The organism is Caulobacter sp. GW821-FHT10C03 (assembly GCF_059415485.1).
In genome coordinates, this window is the sequence record NZ_JBWKNI010000033.1 from 15,764 (window position 1) to 33,875 (window position 18,112).

The following is an 18,112-nucleotide window of genomic DNA, read 5'->3' on the forward strand; positions in this document are numbered from 1 at the left end:
CAAGTCTGGATTGATTTGCCCGGTCGTCGGTGGTTTCGTGGCCCGCGATCGGGAGACGGGCATGGGCGGACTTTCGGGGATTGTCGATGATCTCGAAGGCGTGGCGCTCGAGGCGGTGCAGAACCAGCCGCCCGTGGTCTCGGCCCGGATCCTGGCCTTCCTGACCAAGGTCGCCCATGTCGTCGATCAGGCCTATCGCGACGTCCTGGCCCTGCTGATCGACGTGAAATATGTCGGCGACGACGCGCTGTCGGCCGGCGAGATCCGCGACTTTCAGCGCCGGGCCGAGCAGATCCTGGAAATCAGCCATTATCGCGACGCCGAGGAGATCTGCAGCCGCCTGCGGACGCTCAAGGACGTCTATGAAAACGAATTGCAGGCCATGGTCGGCCCGGGCGACAGCGGCCAGTGGGCCGGCCTGTTCAACCTGATCAACGACCGTGAAAGCCGGATCGTCATGATGATCCGCGACGAGCTCTGGCGACTGTCGCAGACCCTGGACACGGTGAAGGGGCCGGCCGACCTGGAGGCGCTGCGCGAGATCGCCGGCGAGGCGGCCCGGCAGATCAAACGCGACCTGTCCGACCTCACCACCTTCACCAACCGCATCCTGGGCCTCAGCGGCCGGGCGGGACTGGTCGAGATGCTGAGGGACGGGCGGCCGCAGTCGATGGTGGTCAGGGAGATTTCGGTCATGGTCGATCAGAGGCAGCAGCATACCTATTCGACGGGCGACAACTCGGTCCTGGTGGGGGCGGGGGCGACCACCGGCGACATCCATATCCAGCAGGGCGCGGGTCTCGACTTGGCGGCCCTGGCGCAGGATCTCAATAAGCTGCGCGCGGAAATGAAGGCCCAGGCGGCCGGGACGGCGGAGGAGGACGTGGCGATCGGCGCGGTGGCGACCGCCCAGGCCGCGGCCCAGCAGGGCGACGAGAAGGGCGCGCTGAAAGCTCTGAAGGGCGCGGGGAAGTGGGCCTTGAGCGTGGCCGAGAAGGTGGCCGTGCCGATCGCCGTGGCCGCGTTGAAGCCCTTGCTCGGGGTGCCCTGAGGGCCTTCGCCCAAAAGAAAAGCCGCCCTCCAGGAGAAGAAGGCGGCCAAGTCATTGGGAGGAAACGCCCAGAAGGGCTGAGACCTCTATAGCCGCTTCCTGACGTCGTGACAACGTTGTCATGAACTTTTTCGGAAAAAAGTTTTCGGGCCTGCCGTCGCGCCCCGGGAGAGGGGCGTCTATGTCGGACGACATGACCAGCCTGACGCTTCGCCTCGCCACGCCCGAGGACATCCCCGCCCTGACCGTGCTGATGAACGCGGCGATCGCCGAGCTGCTGACGCCGTTCCTGCCGCCCGAGGGCGTGGCCGCGTCGTTCGAGGTGATGGGCCTGGACAGCCAGCTGATCGCCGACGGCACCTATTTCGTCGTCCAGGACGGAGACGAGATCGCCGGCTGCGGCGGCTGGAGCCGGCGGGCCACCCTGTTCGGCGGCGACCACTCGGCCGGGCGCGACGCGGCCATGCTGGACCCGGCGCGCGACGCGGCGCGGGTGCGGGCCATGTACACCCACCCCGACCACACCCGGAAGGGCGTCGGCCGGATGATCCTGGCGGCCTGCGAGCGGGCGGCGGCGGGCGAGGGCTTCTCCCGCGCCGAGATGGCCGCGACCATGGGCGGCGTGCCGCTGTACGAGGCCTGCGGCTATACGCTGATCAAGCCGTTCACGGCCCCGACCTCCAAGGGCTACGACGTGCCGCTGGCGCGCATGGGCAAGGCGCTGGAGCCGGCGCCGGCGCGCTGAGCGTCCACGAAAAAGGGGCGGACCTTTCGGCCCGCCCCTCGTAGTCACGGTCGTCGGTTCCGCTTAGCGGAACAGGCTCAGGATCGAGCTCGACGACTGGTTGGCGATAGAGAGCGCCTGGATGCCCAACTGCTGCTTGGTCTGCAGAGCTTGGAGCTTGGCGCTTTCCTTGGCCAGGTCGGCGTCGACCAGGTTTCCCACGCCGGCGTCGAGGCTGTCTTGCAGCTTGCCGACGAAGGTCAGGTGGGTGTCGAGGCCCGTCGAGCTGGTGCCCAGCGAGGCCAGCTTGTTGGTGGCCGTCTGCAGGGCGGTGTCGATGGTCGAGATCATCGTCTTGGCCGCGGCCGCGTCGGTGAACGACGTACCGGCGCTGAGGCCGATGCCGGCCAGCGACAGGGTCTTGGAGTTCACCGTGATGCCCGAACCGTCCGAGTTGGCCAGATAGGTCAGCTTGGCGGTCTTGCCGTCGATGATGCTGGCGCCGTTGAACTTGGCGTTGCTGACGGCCTTGGTGATCTGGTCGCGCAGCGAGTTGAAGTCCGACTTCAGGGCGTTGAACGAAGCGGTGTTCAGCGAGGTGTCGGAAGCGGCCAGGGCCTTTTCCTTCATCTTGCCCAGGAGGTCGGTGACGGTGTCGCCGGCGGCCAGGGCGACGTCGATGGTGGACTGGCCGCGTTGCAGCGAGTCCTTCACGGCGTTGATCGACGAGGCGGTGGCCGACTGGTTCTTGGCGGTCGCCCAGATGGCGCCGTTGTCCTTGGCGCTACCGATCTTCTTGCCGGTGTTGATGCGCTGTTGAGTGATCTGAAGGTCGCTGTTGGTCGAGTTCAGATTTTGCAGGGCGATCATCGCGCCCGAGTTCGTGTTCACGCTGTTCAGCGCCATAACGAAGACTCCTTCTTGAGGTGTCCGGCGTCATTTTGACCCCGGAGGGCGTTTTGCCCTCCTGCAATATTTCGTAATCTCGTTATCATTGAGTGAAAATGTCGCGGTTACCGGCGCGTTCATTGTAAGCTTCCGTTAACTTAGATTGACGCAGCCGCGCGACTGAATCGCCAGTCCTCTAGGCCTGAGTCCTGGAGACTCTTGGCGACCCGCGACTGGACTCTGGAAACTTGGCGAAGGGCGCGGTGACCAAGTGTCGGGCCGGGCTCTCGCGCGCGAAGATTCAAGCTCTCTTGGCGTTCGCGGCCGGCGCTAGAGTCACGCGCAGAGGCGGGCCGGTTCGAGCGCCGGCTCTTCGGTCTCGAACAGGTCGAAGGCCTCTTCCCAGGCCGCCAGCCGGGTCTCGCGCAGGGCCGCGTCGTCGACCACCCGCATCAGCTGGTCCTCGCGGTCGTTCCACACCAGGCCCAGGTCCGTGGCCCGCTCGGCGTCGGCGCCCAGCAGCAGGATGACGTCGGCCTTGGCCGCGCGCTCGGGGCTCAGCCGCATCAGGGTGCGGCCCGCGCCCATGTCGCGGTGGATGTCGGCGAAGGCCAGCACGGCCGAGATCATCGCGGCGCTGACCGGGCGAACGTGCCAGGGCTGGCAGGCGAGGCGGCTCATGTCGGTTTCTCCGAACGAATTGCGATGACTCCTTTTCCACGTGCGTTGCGTCAAAAACGGTCGTAATGAACCGGGATGAGACATGAGAAGGCGACGAAGCTGCTCGACCTGGCCCGCCGGCTGGCCAGTTCCTCCGAAGGGTTGACGCTCGACGAGATGGCCCAGGCCATGGAGGTGGGGCGGCGTACGGCCGAGCGCATGCGCGACGCCGTCTGGGCGGCCTTCCCGCAGATGGAGTCGATCGAGGACCCGCCGACCCGCCGCTTCCGCATCCCCTCGGGCCTGGACAGCCTGTTCCAGACCCCGACCGCCGAGGAACTGGCGGCCCTGCGCACGGCCGCCGACTCCAACCAGACGGCCGGCGCCCATGGCCGGGCCGCGGCGCTGTACGCCCTGGAGGGCAAGCTGTTGTCGGCACTGAAGGGCTCGGCCCGCCGGCGCGTGGCGCCCGACGTCGAGGCCCTGGTCCAGGCCGAGACCATCGCCGTCCACGCCGGCCCGCGTCCGCACGAGGACCAGAACGTGCTGGCGCAGATCCGCTCGGCGGTGAAGGGGCTGACGGCCCTGTCGTTCCGCTATGACGGCGGCAGCCAGCCGGGGCGCACCCGCACGGTGACGCCGCTGGGCATACTGTTCGGCCGCAGCAACTATCTGGTCTCGCTGGAGGGAAGCAGCCCCCGGCCGCGCACCTTCCGTTTGGACCGGATGAGCGACGTCCAGGCGCTGGACAAGCCGGCCTCGCCGCCGGCCGACTTCTCGCTGCAGGCCTTCGCCGACGAGAGCTTCGGCATCTATCACGGCGACATCGAGGACGTGGTGCTGCGCATCAGCCCTGAACGGGCGGAAGACGCGATGCGCTGGCGCTTCCACTCCAACCAGGTGGTGGAGCAGGGCGAGGACGGCGCGGTGACCGTGCGCTTCCGGGCCAGCGGCATGCTGGAACTGGCCTGGCACCTCTTCACCTGGGGGGACGCTGTCGAGATCGTCTCGCCGGAGGACCTGAAGACGATCATGGTTCGGGAGTTGGAGAAGGCGCTGGCGGCGCATCGGTAGCGTGATCCCTCTCCCCTTGCGGGAGAGGGTGGCCTCGCGGAGCGAGGTCGGGTGAGGGGTCTCTCAGAACTCAAAACCGCGTGCGGCGGTCAGGCCGGGCGGCAGCGTCTCCTATCTGAGAGACCCCTCATCCGACGGCCTTCGGCCGCCACCTTCTCCCGCAAGGGGAGAAGGGGATTCAGGCCACCAGCCTCAGCAACGCCAGCTCCCGCGCCCGCGCCGAACTCGCCCGTCGCTTCGGCAGGGCGCTGGTCTCGAAGGCCTCGAGCACCCGGGGGTGGATATAGGCCGCGCGGCAGACGGCGGGGGTGTTGCCCAGCAGGCCGGCCACGGCCTTGATGCAGAGGTTCAGGGCCTTCTTCGCCTCGGTCTTCGTGGCTGGGGCAGGCTGCACGCTCAGCGCCTCCAGCGCCGCCAGCGAGCCGTACCAGGTGCGGAAGTCCTTGGCCGAGAAGTCCTCGCCGGCCACGGCGCGGATGTAGTCGTTGACGTCGTGGCTCTCGATCGAGCGGCGCTGGCCGTCCTCGTCGAGATACTGGAACAGGCGTTGGCCCCGCAGTTCCTGGCAGGCGGCGACGATGCGGGCCAGGCGCCGGTCGCGGAAGCCCGTGTGGTGCACCTTGCCGCTCTTGCCCTTGAACTCGAACACCGCCCCGCCGCCGGCCAGCTTCAGGTGGCGCTTCTGCATGGTGGTGAGGCCAAAGCTCTTGTTGGTCTTGGCGTATTCGTCGTTGCCGACCCGGATCAGGGTCAGTTCCAAGAGGCGCACGACGGCGGCCAGCACCTTTTCGCGCGGCAGGCCGCGGCGGGCGAGGTCGGTGTCGACCCGCTTTCGCAGGCGGGGCAGGGCGCGGCCGAAGGCGGCCATGCGCTCGTACTTGCGGGCGTCGCGGTCGGCCCGCCAGTCCGGGTGGTAGCGATACTGCTTGCGCCCCTTCTGGTCGCGGCCGACCGCCTGGATGTGGCCGTTGGGATCGGGGCAGATCCAGACGCTGGTCCAGGCCGGCGGGATGACCAGGGCGCGGATGCGCTCCAGCGTCGCCTCGTCCTTCACCGTCCGCCCGTCGGCGTCGGCGTAGGAGAACCTACCGGGCTTGCCCAGGCGGGTCAGGCCCTGCTCCTGGTCGTTGACATAGGCCAGCAGGGTCTTTTCAGCGGCGGGCGTCTCGTTGGTGTCGCGGGCCATGGCGCTCACCGCGCGCCGAAGACGGAAAAATGCCGGGTCATGCGTTCGCTCCCAACCCAATCCCGGCCAACGTGGTAGACGGTTCGTCCGTTCCGGGGAGCTTCGATGAACTACCGCCACGCCTTCCACGCCGGCAATTTCGCCGACCTGCAGAAGCACGCGATCCTGCTGGCCCTGCTCGCGGGCCTGACCGCCGACGAGTCGCCGCTGGCGGTGATCGACACCCACGCCGGCGCCGGGGCCTATGACCTGCGCGGCGACATGGCCCAGAAATCCAAGGAAGCCGCCGCCGGCATCGGGCGGCTGCTGGCCGAGGGCGACGCCCCCGCGCCGTTCGCGCCGCTGCTGAAGGCGGTCGAGGAGCTGAACGTCGGCGACGCCGAGGCGCCGCTCTATCCCGGTTCGCCGCTGCTGATCGCCCGGCGCTTACGCCGAGGCGACCGCTACGCCGCCTGCGAGCTGCGCGACGACGACTTCGACCAGCTGCGCAAGGTGCTGGGCCCCTACGCCTTCGCCCAGGCCCTGCAGGCCGACGGCTACGCCACCGCCGAGGCCCGCGCCGGGCGGGGCGGCCGCACCTTCGTGCTGATCGACCCGCCGTTCGAGCGGCCCGACGACTACGCCCAGTGCGTGGCCACGGTGCGGGCGGTGCGCAAGGTCGATCCGGCCGCCGTGCTGGCGATCTGGACCCCGCTCAAGGACCTGGAGACCTTCGACGCTTTCATCCGCGCGCTAGAAAACGTCACGGACGACGCGCTAGTCGCCGAGCTTCGCCTGCGGCCTCTGAGAGACCCGATGAAGATGAACGGCAGCGCCATGGTGCTGGTCGGCGCCCCGGCGGCGATCGAGCCGCAGGTCCGCGAGATCACGACCTTCCTGGCGCAGCGTCTGGGCGATCCGGGCGCGGCCGCCCGCGTCTGGCGCGCCTGACCGCGTGAGCCAGGCCCCCAGCCTCCGTCAGGCCTGCGCCGTCTGGCTGAAGGTCGGCTGCCTGGGCTTTGGCGGGCCGGCCGGACAGATCGCCCTGCTGCATCGGGAGGTGGTCGAGAAGCGCGGTTGGGTCGACGAGGACCGCTTCGCTCACGCCCTGAGTTTCTGCATGCTGCTGCCGGGGCCTGAGGCCCAGCAGCTGGCGACCTGGCTGGGCTGGCGGCTGCATGGCGTGCGCGGCGGCCTGGCGGCGGGGCTGCTGTTCGTGCTGCCGGGGCTGGCGGCGATGCTGGCGCTGTCGGCGCTCTATGTCGTCCATGGCCAGGCCAGCTGGGCCGCGCCGGCCCTGCTGGGACTGAAGGCGGCGGTGGTCGCCCTGGTGCTGCAGGCCCTGATCCGGATGGCCGGCCGGGCGGCGCGGGGACAGGCGGGCAAGATCGCCGCCGTCCTGGCCTTCCTGGCGCTGAGCTTCACCATCGCGCCGTTCCCGCTGGTGATCCTGGTTGCAGGCTTGGCCGGCTGGTTCTTAGGCCGTCGCGACGCCGCTCCCGACGTCTCCGCTGAGCATGCGCCGCTGAAGGGCGCGGGGAGGGCGGCCCTGATCTGCCTTGCCATCTGGCTCGCGCCGGTGGCCCTGGCCTTCGCCCTGGCTCCGCGCTCCGCCCTGGCCCAGATCGGGGCGGTGTTCAGCGGCTTGGCGGTGGTCAGCTTCGGCGGGGCCTATGCGGCCCTGGCCTATGTCGGCCAGGTGGCGGGCGAACTGAACTGGCTGACGCCCAACCAGATGCTCGACGGCCTGGGCCTGGCCGAGACCACGCCGGGACCGCTGGTGCTGACCTTCGTCTTCGTCGGCTTCGTGGCCGCCTGGCGCGACGCCGACCCGGCCCTGGCCTGGCCGGCCGCGATCCTGGGCGGGCTGATGGCGGCCTGGGCGACCTTCGCCCCGTCGTTCCTGTGGATCTTCGCCGGCGGACCGTTCGTCGAGCGCCTGCGCGCCCACGCCCGCGCCGCGGCGGCCCTGTCGTGGGTCGGGGCGGCGGTAGTCGGGGTGATCGCCAGTCTGGCGCTGTGGTTCGCCGTTCACTTGCTGTTTCGCAGCGGGAACGAGGCCGCCTGGGGGCCGTTTCGCACGACGCTGCCCGACCTCTTCAGCCTCGATCCGGTCGCGCTGGGCCTTACCGTCCTCGCCTGCGGCCTGACCTTCGCCCTGCGGCTGCCGATCCTGGCCCTGGTGGGGGTGATGACGCTGGCGGGCCTGGCCTGCGGGGCGCTGTTCTAAAGCTTCCCCTAGGGTAGCATTTTTGCGCTTGCGAACCGGCGTTCTGTGTTATGCTGCGCCGCACAATCGCGATCGACGGAGTGAACGGCCATGGCTTCCTCGTCCTTCCTGCCCCTGTCTTCCGAGAGTCCCGAAACACCGTCGGCGCCGAACCTCCTCATCGGGGCCGCATCGCCCCTGTGGGCGGTGTTCGGCGGCGCGGCCGTCGCTGGCGCCGCCTGGTGGTGGTGGTCCAACCGATGGCGTGAAGCCGTCAATATCGAGGCCCTGATCGCCCTGGCGCCCGAACCGGTGTCGCGCGGCGTGCTCGACGAGCCGGCCCCAGCCCTGATCGCCACGCCCGCCGATGTGGTCGAGGCCGCCGTCGCCGAGGTCGAGCCGATCATCGAGACGGTCGCCGCCTCGACGGTCGAAATCGTCGAGACCGCCGCCGAGGTCCCCGTCGCGCTCGCCGAAGCCTCGGTCGAGGTGGTCGAGGCCGTGGTCGAAACAGCGCCCGAGCCTGTGGTGGAAGCGATCGCCGAGCCGGCCGAGACCGTGGTCGAAGAGGTCGTCGCGCCCGCCAACGACGTCGCCTCCAAGGTCGTGGCCTCCGCCAAGGACGTCGCCGACGACCTGACCCTGCTGGTCGGCATCGGCCCCAAGCTGGCCGCCTCGCTGGCCGAGCTGGGCGTCACCCGCTTCCGCCAGATCGCCGACTGGAGCGCCGACGAGCTCGAAAGCTTCGACAAGCTGCTCAGCCTCAAGGGCCGCGCCGAGCGCGACGCCTGGGTCGCCCAGGCCAAGCGGCTGGCCGAGGGCGCGGGCTCGACGGGCGGCTAGGCGCCGCCCATCGTCCAGATCTTCTTGATCACGCCCGAGAAGCTCAACATCGGCTGGCCGCCGGTGGAGAGCAGGCCGCGCACGAAGATCATCGAGCCGCCGGCGCGGATCACCTCGCCGGTCGCTTCGATCAGGTCGCCGGGCTTGGCCGGGCCGACGAAGTCGCCGTTCAGCGACACGGTCACGGCCTTGGCGTTGTCCAGCTCGCGCCAGGCGATGGCGAACAGCGAGAAGTCGGCGAAGGTCAGCATGCAGCCGCCGTGCATGAAGCCGCCGCCGTTCATGTGGCGCGGCTCGGCCCGGAACGCGCAGCGCACCTTGCCGTCCTCCTCGCGGAAATAGAACGGCCCGGCCGTGTCCTCGAAGGGGTCCTGGCCCGTCCAGGTGCGCCAGCCCGCCCACTCGCCGTCCTCGACCAGCCTTGGCCCGCTGACGATCTCGTTGCCGCCGTCCATGCCCTGCGCTCCCGTACTTTCTCGTTGTTTTGCTGTTCAGCTAAGACCCCGGCGGACGCCGAAGCAAGCCGGCGTCTGGCCGCGGCCGTCGAACTGGGGCAGGTTCGCCTGGAACTTGCGGGGGCTTGGAATACGCATGTTGGGTAGAGCGATCGCCGGGGCCCTGGCGGCCTGGACCTTGACGGCGTTTCTGGCGACCGGCGCGATGGCGCAGGACGCGCCGATGATCATGCCGATGTCGGAGTTCCAGCTGGAGATGCGGGCGGCGCTGCTGAAGGCCGACCCCACGCTCCGCATCGAACTGGTCGGCGAGGACAGCCTGAAGATCCATCAGGCCAAGGCCGCCAAGGACGACGACGGCATGTCGCTGTTCCTGGACAACGCCTACGGCCGCTATCGCAACACGCCCGGGGATCTCGACACGATCATCGGGCAGCTGGCGCGGGTCATGGCCTCGAGCGGCGAGAAGGCCGCGCTGGAACGCGACAAGCTGGTCGTGCTGATCCGGCCCGTCGAATACCTCCAGGCGATGCCGGGCGCCGAACTGGTCTACAGGCCGCTGGTCGGCGACTTCATCGAGGTCGTGGCTGTCGACGAGAGCGAGAGCTTCCGTCTGGCCACCAAGGACGATCTCACCAAGGCCGGGATCGAGACCGCCGACGCCTGGACCGCCGCGCGCAAGAACACCGGCGAGAAGATCGGGCCCCTGGAGGTCGAGTCGATGGAGCCCGGCGTCTGGTTCGTCACCGACGGCGCCAGCCTGGCGCTGAACCTGGTGTCGATGCCCGAGCGCTGGTCCGCGCAGGGCATCCAGATCAAGGACGAGGCGGCCGTCGTCTTCCTGCAGCGCAACGTGTTGCTGATCGCCGACACAGCCGATCCGGCGCGGCTTTCGCGCTTCGTGAAGTTCGTGAAGGCCAACCAGGGCGAGCCCGAGGTCTTCTCGACGAGCGTTTTCCTTTATCGCCACGGAAACTGGTCGGTGCTAGAGCCGAGCAAATGACCACCCCGATCCAAGACACCATCCTTTCGCAGCTGGCCGACCTGCCGGCCGGCAAGTCCATCGACCCGATGTCGGTGGCCAAGGCCATTCAGCCCGAGCGCTGGCAGCGGCTGCTCGGCCACGTCCGCACCGACGCCGTCGAACTGGCCAAGGAAGGCAAGATCGTCATCCTGCGCCACAACAAGCCGGTCAATCCCGAGAAGTTCCGGGGCGTCTATCGCCTGCGCCTGCCGCTGGAAGGCGATCCGACCAGCTTCCCGGATGTGGCCGACGACGGGGCCGACGACGCCGAGGCCTGAGCCGCTTCAGGACCCGCTCCGAACACGTCGGCGAGTGGGTCTTGAAATGCAACTGCATCGATGAACCTATGAGCCTTTCAAATACATCGGGAGGTTCGTCATGATCGTCTTCGGTTCGTCGCTTTCCCCCTATGTGCGCAAGACCCTGGCCTTCGGGGCCGAGAAGGGCCTCGTGCTCGAGAACCGGGTGTCGCCGCCCGGGACCCTCGATCCCGACTTCGCCGAGTGCAGCCCGTTCCGGAAGATCCCGGCCTTCCAGGACGGCGACTTCCGCATCTCGGACTCCACGGCGATCATCACCTATCTCGAAGCCCTGCATCCGGAGCCCAACCTGATCCCGGCCGAGCCGCGCGCCCGCGCCCGGGCGGTGTGGTTCGAGGAGTACGCCGACACCATCCTGGTGGCGGCAGGCGGCAAGATCTTCTTCAACCGCATCGTCGCCCCGCGCTTCATGCGCAAGCCTGGCGACGAGGCGATCGCCGCCAAGGCCGAGGCCGAAGAGCTGCCGCCGGTGCTCGACTATCTGGAGACCATCGTGCCCGACGTCGGCGGCTTCCTGCTGGAGGATCGCCTGACCCTGGCCGACATCGCCGTTGCCAGCCCCTTCGCCAACCTGCGCCACCTGGGGCTGGACCTGTCGCGCTGGCCGCGCACCAAGGCCTATACCGACGCCATCCTCGCCCGGCCCTCGTTCGCCGAGCTGATCGCCAGGGAAGAGGGGCTCCTGGCCATGTTCGCGGCCCCGACCGCGGCCTGACCGCTTGCCAAGCCGCGCTTGCCAGCGGAGATTGAGCGGCAAGCGCGGGGAGAGCCAGCCGTCATGACCAACCCGTCGCCACCCGACCTCCTCACCGACGAGGAGGCGCTCTCTTTGGCGGCCGGCCCGCAGGATCGCCTGCGCCTGCTGCGGGTGATCGAGGCCAACTTCAAGCTCATGCTGGCCTGGACGGCGACCCAGCCGCTGTCGGACGCGATGATGGTCGAGGCTAAGGCCCAGGCGACGAATTTTCTGACCCAGCTCTGGGAGCATGGCTCGCTGTTCGGGGCGACGGCCCAGGAGGCTTTCGAGGTCACCTGCGACGCGAGCAACAACCCGGCCTCGGGCCCGCTCGCCCTCGTCTTGCGGCTCGATACAGCCCTTGCTCTCGACGCGCCCGGCAAGCTCGTCGCTGTGCCTTTCCACTTTCCCGTGGCCAGGTCGTAGGGCCGCACGCCCTTGGCGCGGGACCGGCGGCCGCCTAACTGCGGGACCATGTCGCTCGACGCCCTGCTTTCCGAGATCCGCGCCTGCCGGGCCTGCGTCGGCGACCTGCCCGAACCCCGACCGGTGGTGCGGGTAGGCGAGGGGACGCGCCTGCTGATCTGCGGCCAGGCGCCGGGCCGGCTGGTGCACGAGACCGGCCTGCCGTTCAACGATCCGTCCGGAAATCGACTGCGCGACTGGATGGGGATCGACCGTGGCGCCTTCTATGGCCGGCCCGAGATCGGGGTGGCGGCCATGGCCTTCTGCTTTCCCGGCACCAATCCCAAGGGCGGCGACTATCCGCCGCCGCCGCGCTGCGCCGAGCTTTGGCGCAAGGACCTGCTGGCCCTGCTGCCCAAGGTCGAGCTGACCCTGCTGGTCGGCGGCTACGCCCAGGCCTGGGCGCTGGGCGACGCCATGAAGCCGACCATGACCGAGACGGTGGCCGCCTGGAGCGAATACGTGGGGTACGGCGTTCTGCCCCTGCCGCACCCGTCGTGGCGCAACACCGCCTGGCTCAAGCGCAATCCCTGGTTCGAGGACGAGGTGACGCCCTATCTTCGCCGCCGTGTCGCGGGCATGTTGGCCCCATGAACCGCCGGAGCCTCCTCCTCACAGTCGGGGCCGCCGGCCTCGCCGCCGCCTGCGCCCCCATCACCCAGCGCCCGGACCTCGCCCCGCTGGGCCTGCGCGGCGCCCGCCTGGAAGACGACTGGCTGGTCAGCTTCGACGGCGCCAAGCTGGGCATCAAGCGCTGGCTGCCGGAAGGCGGCGCGCCGACCCACGTGGTCGTCGGCCTGCACGGCATGAACGACTATTCCAACGCCTATCACCTGGCCGCGCCGTGGTGGGCCCAGCAGGGGATCGCCACCTACGCGCTGGACCTGCGCGGTTTTGGCCGCTCGCCCGCCCGGGGCGTCTGGGCCTCGAGCGACCTGATGATCGAGGACGTCCGCACCCTGGTGGCCCTGGTGCGCGAGGCCCATCCCGAGGCCAAGGTCTCGCTGGCCGGGGTCAGCATGGGCGGGGGGCTGGCCATCGCCGCCATGGCGACCGACAACCCGCCGGCCGCGGACAGTCTCCTGCTGTTCGCTCCCGCCGTCTGGGGTTGGTCGAACCAGCCGCTGCCCTACAAGACCAGCCTGTGGATCACCGCCCACACCGCCCGCAGCTGGGTGGTCAAGCCGCCCGAATGGCTGGTCTCCAAGGTCCAGCCCACCGACAATATCGACGAGCTGCGCCGCATGGGCCGCGACCCGCTGATGATCTGGGGCGCGCGGTCCGACACCCTCTACGGCCTGGTCGGGTTGATGGAGCGGGCCTGGGCGTCGCTGGGCAAGGTGAAGGTCCCGGTCGCCTACTTCTACGGCGAGCACGACGAGATCATTCCCGACGAGCCGACGCAGCAGGCCGCCCGCCGGCTGAAGCCTGACGATCGTTCGGCGTTCTACGCCAACGGCTACCATCTTCTTCTGGTCGACAAGCAGGCGGAAGTCGTCTGGCGCGACGCGGCGGCGTTCCTCAAGGACCCGCAGGCCGACCTGCCGTCGGGCGCGCCGCCGATCCCGGGCGCGCCGACCGCGCCGAATATCGTCAAAGTTCAGGGTGTTCCGGCCGGACGCTAGTTGAACGTCCGGCGTATTGCAGTGCGAAAAGAACGATCATCGGCCTATGTGACAAAAGGCCGATGAAGTGATCCTTGCGGCGACGGTCGTTGGGGCGTACATCCCGGCGCACTGTTTTCAGGCTGAGGCACGGCATGACCTTGTTCGATCTCCCCGATTTCGAGGGACACGAAGGCGTCCATTCGTTCTACGACGAGAAGACGGGCCTCAAGTCGATCATCGCCGTCCACTCGACCGCGCGCGGCCCCGCCGCCGGCGGCTGCCGCATGTGGGACTACGCCAGCAGCGAAGCGGCCCTGACCGACGCCCTGCGCCTGTCGCGCGGCATGTCCTACAAGAACGCCATGGCCGACCTCGACTTCGGCGGCGGCAAGGCCGTGATCATCGGCGACAGCCGCAGCCAGAAGACGCCGGAACTGTTCGAGGCCTTCGGCCGCGCGGTCGACAGCCTGGGCGGCAGCTACTGGACCGCCGAGGACGTCGGCGTCTCGCCGGCCGACCTGGAGAGCACCCGCAGGACCACCCGCTACGTCGCCGGCCTGGAAGGCCACGCGGCCGCCTCGGGCGATCCCTCGCCGGTCACCGCCGAGGGCGTGTTCCGCGGCGTGCGCCTGTGCGTAGAGCGCGCCCTGGGGCGTGACCTCAAGGGCGTGAAGGTGGCCATCCAGGGCGTCGGCCATGTCGGCGCCTACCTGGCCGAGAAGCTGCACGCGGCCGGCGCCCAGCTGATCATCGCCGACGTCAACCAGGCCGCCCTCGCCGAAGTGGCGGCCAAGACGGGCGCGCAGATCGTCTCGACCGACGCCATCTTCGACGTCGAGGCCGACGTGTTCGCGCCGTGCGCGCTGGGCGGCGCCATCTCGGCGACGACCCTGCCGCGCCTGAAGGTCAAGGTCATCGCCGGCGGCGCCAACAACCAGCTGGCCGACGCCCTGATCGGCCAGACCGTGTTCGACCGCGGCATCCTCTACGCCCCGGACTACGTCATCAACGGCGGCGGCATCATCAACGTCGCCGCCGAGATCCGCGCCCTGGAAGCCGGCGGCGCCTTCGATCCGGCCTGGGTGGCGACCAAGCTCGACCGCCTGGCCCTGACCCTGGCCGAGGTGCTCGACCAGTCCAAGGCCGAGGGCCGCCCGGCCAACCTCGTCGCCGACGAGATCGCTCGGGCGCGGATTTCGGCGGCGCGTCCCTGATCCTTCTCCCCTTGCGGGAGAAGGTGGCGGTCGAAGACCGTCGGATGAGGGGTCTCTCAGAAACCAGATGCCGCGAAAGCTGATCGGCTTTCGCGGCGTTTCTGTACGTGCGACCCCTCACCCGACCCCGCTCCGCGGGGCCACCCTCTCCCGCAAGGGGAGAGGGATCAGCGCCCGCTCAGGCTCGCCCCAGCGTCCTTGTCCAGCCGCAGATAGACCGGCAGGGCCAGCAGGGTCACCAGCCCGATCGCCGCGAACGGCAGGGTGAAGCTGGCGGGCGTCAGGCCGCCGGCGCCGACGTCGCGGGTCAGGTGCAGCATCAAACCACCGAAGCTGACGCCCAGCGCCAGGCCGACCTGCTGGCTGACCGCCGCCAGGGTCGAGGCCGCCGCCACGCGCGGCTGGGGCACGTCGGCATAGGCGATGGTGTTGGCGGCGATGAACTGGCTGGACCGCGCGAAGCCGCCGACCAGCAGCAGGCCGATCATCAGCCACATCGGCGTCGAGGCCGTGAAGAGGCCCGGGACGGCCGTCATGATCGCCGTGGCGACGACGAACACCGCCAGGGCCGAACGGAAGCCGTAGCGCTTGAGCAGGGCGCTGGCGAACGGCCGGGCCACCAGCACGCCGGCCCCGGTGGCGATGGTCACGGCGCTGGCCTTCAGCGGGCTCCAGCCCAGGGCGACCTGCAGCAGCAGCGGCATCAGGAACGGGCTCGCCCCGATGCCCAGCCGCACGAAGGCGCCGCCCAGCAGGCTGGCGCGATAGGTCGGGAAACGCAGCAGGGTCAGGTCCAGGATCGGGCGGCTCACCACCTTGCAGCGCCGCAGATAGAGCCAGCCCGCGCCCAGCGACACGACCAGCAGGGCCAGTTGCAACGGCGGCGGCAGCAGCGGCAGGCCGGCGGTCTCGGCCAGGCCGATCAGGCCCGACAGCGCGATGGCGCTCATGATGAAGCCGGGTGTGTCGAAGCGGCCGGCCTCGCGGTCGGGCGCGCCCTTGGGCACGAAGCGGCGCACGGCGATCGCCCCGACCAGGCCGATCGGCAGGTTCAGGTAGAAGATCCACGGCCAGTCGGCGATCGACAGCACGAAGCCGGCGATCGGCGGTCCGATCAGCGGCCCGATCATGGCCGGCATGGTGAACCAGCCCATGGCGCTGATCAGCTTGTCCTTGGGCGTGGAGCTGACGACGATCAGCCGCGCCACCGGCGTCATCATCGCCCCGCCGATCCCCTGGATAACCCGCGCCCCGACCAGCTGGGCCAGGCTCTGCGACAGGCCGCACAGGGCCGAGCCGCCCAGGAACACCAGCATGGCCAGCAGGAACACCCGCCGCGCCCCATAGCGCTGGGCCGCCCAGCCGCTGGCCGGGGTGAACACCGCCAGCGCGAGAATGTAGGAGGTCAGCGCCAGCTTCAGGTGGATCGGATCGGCCGAGAAGGCCTGGGCCAGGCGCGGCAGGGCGGTCGACAGCGCCGTGGAGTCGATGAACTCCATCAAAAGCGCGCTGGCGACGGCCAGGGAGACGAGGCGGGTGGTCCAGGGGGACGGATCGGGCGCTTCGGTTTCGAGGGAGGGCGCCGGGCGCGGATCTGAGGCGAGATCGGACACGGGCGCCAGTTACGCCCGGCGGGCGGCCGGCTCAAGGAAAGAGTGGATAACTTCGGTCCCAGGAGGTCGCCGTTGCGCCGAACGCCTCGAGGCTTCATTCTGCCAAACAGACGTTCGAGACCTCCCCAGAGACTCCCCGAGACCCGGCCGATGTTCCTTCGCTTCTTTTCCGAGCTGCGCCAGGCCAAGGTGCCGGTCAGCTTGCGCGAATACCTCCTGCTGATGGAGGCCCTCGACAAGGGCGTCATCGACCGCTCGATCGACGACTTCTACTTCCTGTCGCGCGCCAGCCTGGTGAAGGACGAGAAGAACCTCGACAAGTTCGACCGCGTGTTCGGCCACGTCTTCAAGGGGCTGGAGACGGTGGGCGAGGGGATCACGGCCGACATCCCGGAAGAGTGGCTGAAGGCCCTGACCGAGAAGTTCCTCACCGACGAGGAGAAGGCCCAGATCGAGGCCCTGGGCGGCTTCGAGAAGCTAATGGAGACCCTGCGCGAGCGCCTGGCCGAGCAGAAGGAACGCCACCAGGGCGGCAACAAGTGGATCGGCTCGGGCGGCACCTCGCCGTTCGGCAACAACGGCTATAACCCCGAAGGCGTGCGCATCGGCCAGGACAAGGGCCGCCACGGCCGGGCCGTGAAGGTCTGGGACAAGCGCGAGTACAAGAACCTCGACGACAGCGTCGAACTGGGCACCCGCAACATCAAGGTGGCGCTGCGCCGCCTGCGCAAGTTCGCCCGCACCGGCGCGGCCGAGGAGCTGGACCTGCCCGGCACCATCCGCGGCACGGCCGAGAAGGGCTATCTCGACATCCAGCTGCGTCCCGAGCGTCGCAACGCCATCAAGGTGCTGATCTTCTTCGACATCGGCGGCTCGATGGACGGCCACATCAAGCTCTGCGAGGAGCTGTTTTCCGCCGCCAAGACCGAGTTCAAGAACCTGGAGTTCTACTACTTCCACAACTGCCTCTATGAGGGCGTGTGGAAGGACAACAAGCGCCGGCACACCGAGAAGATCCCGACCTGGGAGGTGCTCCACAAGTTCCCGGCCGACTACAAGGTGATCTTCGTCGGCGACGCGACCATGAGCCCCTACGAGATCACCTATCCGGGCGGCAGCGTCGAGCACTGGAACGAGGAGCCGGGCGCCATCTGGATGAGCCGGGTCACCGACATCTACCAGAGCTGCATCTGGCTGAACCCCACGCCCGAACGCCACTGGGACTACACTCAGTCGATCGGCGTCATGAAGCAGCTGATGAATGAGCGCATGTTCCCGCTGACCATCGACGGGCTCGACAAGGCGATGCGGGAACTGGTGCGGGGCTGAGCAGGGACCCTTCTCCCCTTGCGGGAGAAGGTGGCGGCCGAAGGCCGTCGGATGAGGGGTCTCTCAAAAATCCGACGCCGCACCCGGCCGCACCGCTACGCGCAGCCGACAGGGCTATCGACCCCTCACCCGACCCGCTTCGCGGGCCACCCTCTCCCGCAAGGCGAGAGGGATCACAGCCCCGACAAATACCCCGCAATCGCCGTCCGGCGCGCGTCCAGCGCCTCCAGCTGCGCCCGCAGCCGCGCCTTCAGCCTGTCCGGACACGCCCCGTCCTCGCCCAGCAGTTCGGCGATCTCGGAGATCGGCAGGCCCAGGGCCTTGAGGCCGGCGATGGCCGCCAGCCGGGCGCGGGCCGCCTGGCCCAGGGTGCGGACGTTCTTCGGCCCGCGCCCGCAGGCGATCAGGCCCATCTCCTCGTAGTGGCGGATGGCGCGCAGGGTCAGGCCCAGTTGCTCGGCGACGACGCCGATCGGGATCTCCGAGGCGCGCACGGTGAAGCGCGGGGCGGACCCCATCGAGTTTGGGGCGACGGCGGTGCTCTGGATCGAAGGCATCGGAACTCCCTTGCGAAGGCTCGTCTGGGCGCGGCGGCGGCGCTCGGCCAGGGCGATGGCCGCCTTTGTCCGCGGGCCGGGGATGGAGAGGTCGTGGAGGTTCATCCGAACTCCACCAACACCTGGTCGGCGGCCACCGGATCGCCGGCCTTGGCGTTGACGGCCTTGACGACGGCGT

Annotated in this window: 21 protein-coding genes; 14 read left to right on the forward strand and 7 right to left on the reverse strand. The window is 69.2% G+C overall.

The window, feature by feature from the left end; genetic code table 11:
• The first annotated feature begins 61 nt into the window (after positions 1 to 61).
• Positions 62 to 1,051: a hypothetical protein gene (locus AC07NG_RS25040; protein WP_492854960.1), complete on the forward strand. Its 990-nt coding sequence runs from the start codon at positions 62 to 64 to the stop codon at positions 1,049 to 1,051.
• A 181-nt stretch (positions 1,052 to 1,232) separates the two neighbouring features.
• Complete coding sequence (locus AC07NG_RS25045) at positions 1,233 to 1,796, forward strand: GNAT family N-acetyltransferase (RefSeq protein WP_494597057.1); 564 nt, start codon at positions 1,233 to 1,235, stop codon at positions 1,794 to 1,796.
• Between the two features lie 63 nt (positions 1,797 to 1,859).
• Here AC07NG_RS25045 and AC07NG_RS25050 read toward each other — a convergent pair whose 3' ends face one another.
• Both AC07NG_RS25050 and AC07NG_RS25055 read right to left on the reverse strand, forming a co-directional pair.
• Positions 1,860 to 2,681: a flagellin gene (locus AC07NG_RS25050; protein ID WP_487287583.1), complete on the reverse strand. Its 822-nt coding sequence runs from the start codon at positions 2,679 to 2,681 to the stop codon at positions 1,860 to 1,862.
• A 318-nt stretch (positions 2,682 to 2,999) separates the two neighbouring features.
• Entirely contained in the window at positions 3,000 to 3,344 is a 345-nt protein-coding gene (locus AC07NG_RS25055) for a hypothetical protein (protein WP_110118093.1), read from the reverse strand.
• A 75-nt stretch (positions 3,345 to 3,419) separates the two neighbouring features.
• On the opposite strand from AC07NG_RS25055, the gene AC07NG_RS25060 reads away from it, so the two are divergent.
• The gene (locus AC07NG_RS25060; RefSeq protein WP_494597060.1) at positions 3,420 to 4,397 is read left to right on the forward strand and encodes a helix-turn-helix transcriptional regulator; all 978 of its coding nucleotides are present in this window, start codon (positions 3,420 to 3,422) and stop codon (positions 4,395 to 4,397) included.
• Between the two features lie 178 nt (positions 4,398 to 4,575).
• Here AC07NG_RS25060 and AC07NG_RS25065 read toward each other — a convergent pair whose 3' ends face one another.
• Positions 4,576 to 5,583, reverse strand: coding sequence for a DNA topoisomerase IB (locus AC07NG_RS25065; protein ID WP_494597062.1), 1,008 nt, complete (start codon positions 5,581 to 5,583; stop codon positions 4,576 to 4,578).
• Positions 5,584 to 5,688: 105 nt separating this feature from the next.
• Here AC07NG_RS25065 and rlmJ point away from each other — a divergent pair, with 105 nt between their 5' ends.
• From rlmJ to phaH, 3 genes are all read left to right on the forward strand, one after another.
• On the forward strand, positions 5,689 to 6,513 hold the full coding sequence (gene rlmJ / locus AC07NG_RS25070) for a 23S rRNA (adenine(2030)-N(6))-methyltransferase RlmJ (RefSeq protein ID WP_494597064.1): 825 nt from the start codon (positions 5,689 to 5,691) through the stop codon (positions 6,511 to 6,513).
• A 4-nt stretch (positions 6,514 to 6,517) separates the two neighbouring features.
• Positions 6,518 to 7,792 carry a chromate efflux transporter gene (gene chrA / locus AC07NG_RS25075; protein ID WP_494597066.1) on the forward strand — a complete coding sequence of 425 codons (1,275 nt, stop codon included), beginning with the start codon at positions 6,518 to 6,520 and terminating at the stop codon, positions 7,790 to 7,792.
• A 90-nt stretch (positions 7,793 to 7,882) separates the two neighbouring features.
• A complete protein-coding gene (phaH, locus tag AC07NG_RS25080; RefSeq protein WP_494597068.1) occupies positions 7,883 to 8,614 on the forward strand; it encodes a phasin PhaH in 732 nt (243 codons plus the stop codon).
• Here the strand turns inward: phaH and AC07NG_RS25085 are convergent.
• The gene (locus AC07NG_RS25085) at positions 8,611 to 9,069 is read right to left on the reverse strand and encodes a PaaI family thioesterase (RefSeq protein ID WP_110118088.1); all 459 of its coding nucleotides are present in this window, start codon (positions 9,067 to 9,069) and stop codon (positions 8,611 to 8,613) included. The two genes, phaH and AC07NG_RS25085, sit on opposite strands and share 4 nt — an antisense overlap.
• Positions 9,070 to 9,205: 136 nt before the next feature.
• On the opposite strand from AC07NG_RS25085, the gene AC07NG_RS25090 reads away from it, so the two are divergent.
• The 7 genes from AC07NG_RS25090 (at position 9,206) to AC07NG_RS25120 (ending at position 14,435) form a co-directional block, all read left to right on the forward strand.
• Entirely contained in the window at positions 9,206 to 10,072 is an 867-nt protein-coding gene (locus tag AC07NG_RS25090; RefSeq protein WP_494597069.1) for a DUF1444 domain-containing protein, read from the forward strand.
• The gene (locus AC07NG_RS25095; protein ID WP_492854949.1) at positions 10,069 to 10,371 is read left to right on the forward strand and encodes a DUF3253 domain-containing protein; all 303 of its coding nucleotides are present in this window, start codon (positions 10,069 to 10,071) and stop codon (positions 10,369 to 10,371) included. Before AC07NG_RS25090 ends, AC07NG_RS25095 begins: the two co-directional genes overlap by 4 nt.
• Before the next feature lie 100 nt (positions 10,372 to 10,471).
• Positions 10,472 to 11,128 (forward strand): glutathione S-transferase family protein, encoded by a 657-nt coding sequence (locus AC07NG_RS25100; protein WP_494597071.1) that lies wholly within the window; start codon positions 10,472 to 10,474, stop codon positions 11,126 to 11,128.
• A 63-nt stretch (positions 11,129 to 11,191) separates the two neighbouring features.
• Positions 11,192 to 11,575 (forward strand): hypothetical protein, encoded by a 384-nt coding sequence (locus AC07NG_RS25105; RefSeq protein ID WP_494597073.1) that lies wholly within the window; start codon positions 11,192 to 11,194, stop codon positions 11,573 to 11,575.
• Between the two features lie 48 nt (positions 11,576 to 11,623).
• Positions 11,624 to 12,208, forward strand: coding sequence for a uracil-DNA glycosylase family protein (locus AC07NG_RS25110; RefSeq protein WP_492854946.1), 585 nt, complete (start codon positions 11,624 to 11,626; stop codon positions 12,206 to 12,208).
• The gene (locus tag AC07NG_RS25115; RefSeq protein ID WP_492854945.1) at positions 12,205 to 13,239 is read left to right on the forward strand and encodes an alpha/beta hydrolase; all 1,035 of its coding nucleotides are present in this window, start codon (positions 12,205 to 12,207) and stop codon (positions 13,237 to 13,239) included. The genes AC07NG_RS25110 and AC07NG_RS25115 overlap by 4 nt, the downstream gene beginning before the upstream one ends.
• A 134-nt stretch (positions 13,240 to 13,373) precedes the next feature.
• Positions 13,374 to 14,435: a Leu/Phe/Val dehydrogenase gene (locus AC07NG_RS25120; RefSeq protein ID WP_494597076.1), complete on the forward strand. Its 1,062-nt coding sequence runs from the start codon at positions 13,374 to 13,376 to the stop codon at positions 14,433 to 14,435.
• A gap of 167 nt (positions 14,436 to 14,602) precedes the next feature.
• On the opposite strand, the gene AC07NG_RS25125 is transcribed toward AC07NG_RS25120, so the two are convergent.
• Positions 14,603 to 16,048, reverse strand: coding sequence for an MFS transporter (locus tag AC07NG_RS25125; protein ID WP_492854943.1), 1,446 nt, complete (start codon positions 16,046 to 16,048; stop codon positions 14,603 to 14,605).
• Positions 16,049 to 16,198: 150 nt separating this feature from the next.
• Here AC07NG_RS25125 and AC07NG_RS25130 point away from each other — a divergent pair, with 150 nt between their 5' ends.
• Positions 16,199 to 17,377, forward strand: a complete 1,179-nt coding sequence (locus AC07NG_RS25130; protein WP_494597078.1) for a vWA domain-containing protein — start codon at positions 16,199 to 16,201, stop codon at positions 17,375 to 17,377.
• A 173-nt stretch (positions 17,378 to 17,550) separates the two neighbouring features.
• Here AC07NG_RS25130 and AC07NG_RS25135 read toward each other — a convergent pair whose 3' ends face one another.
• Together AC07NG_RS25135 and AC07NG_RS25140 are read right to left on the reverse strand one after the other, a co-directional pair.
• The gene (locus AC07NG_RS25135) at positions 17,551 to 18,039 is read right to left on the reverse strand and encodes a MerR family transcriptional regulator (protein ID WP_494597080.1); all 489 of its coding nucleotides are present in this window, start codon (positions 18,037 to 18,039) and stop codon (positions 17,551 to 17,553) included.
• Positions 18,036 to 18,112: hypothetical protein (locus AC07NG_RS25140; protein ID WP_494595088.1), on the reverse strand; the 77-nt coding region annotated here is incomplete at its 5' end. The genes AC07NG_RS25140 and AC07NG_RS25135, both read right to left, overlap by 4 nt.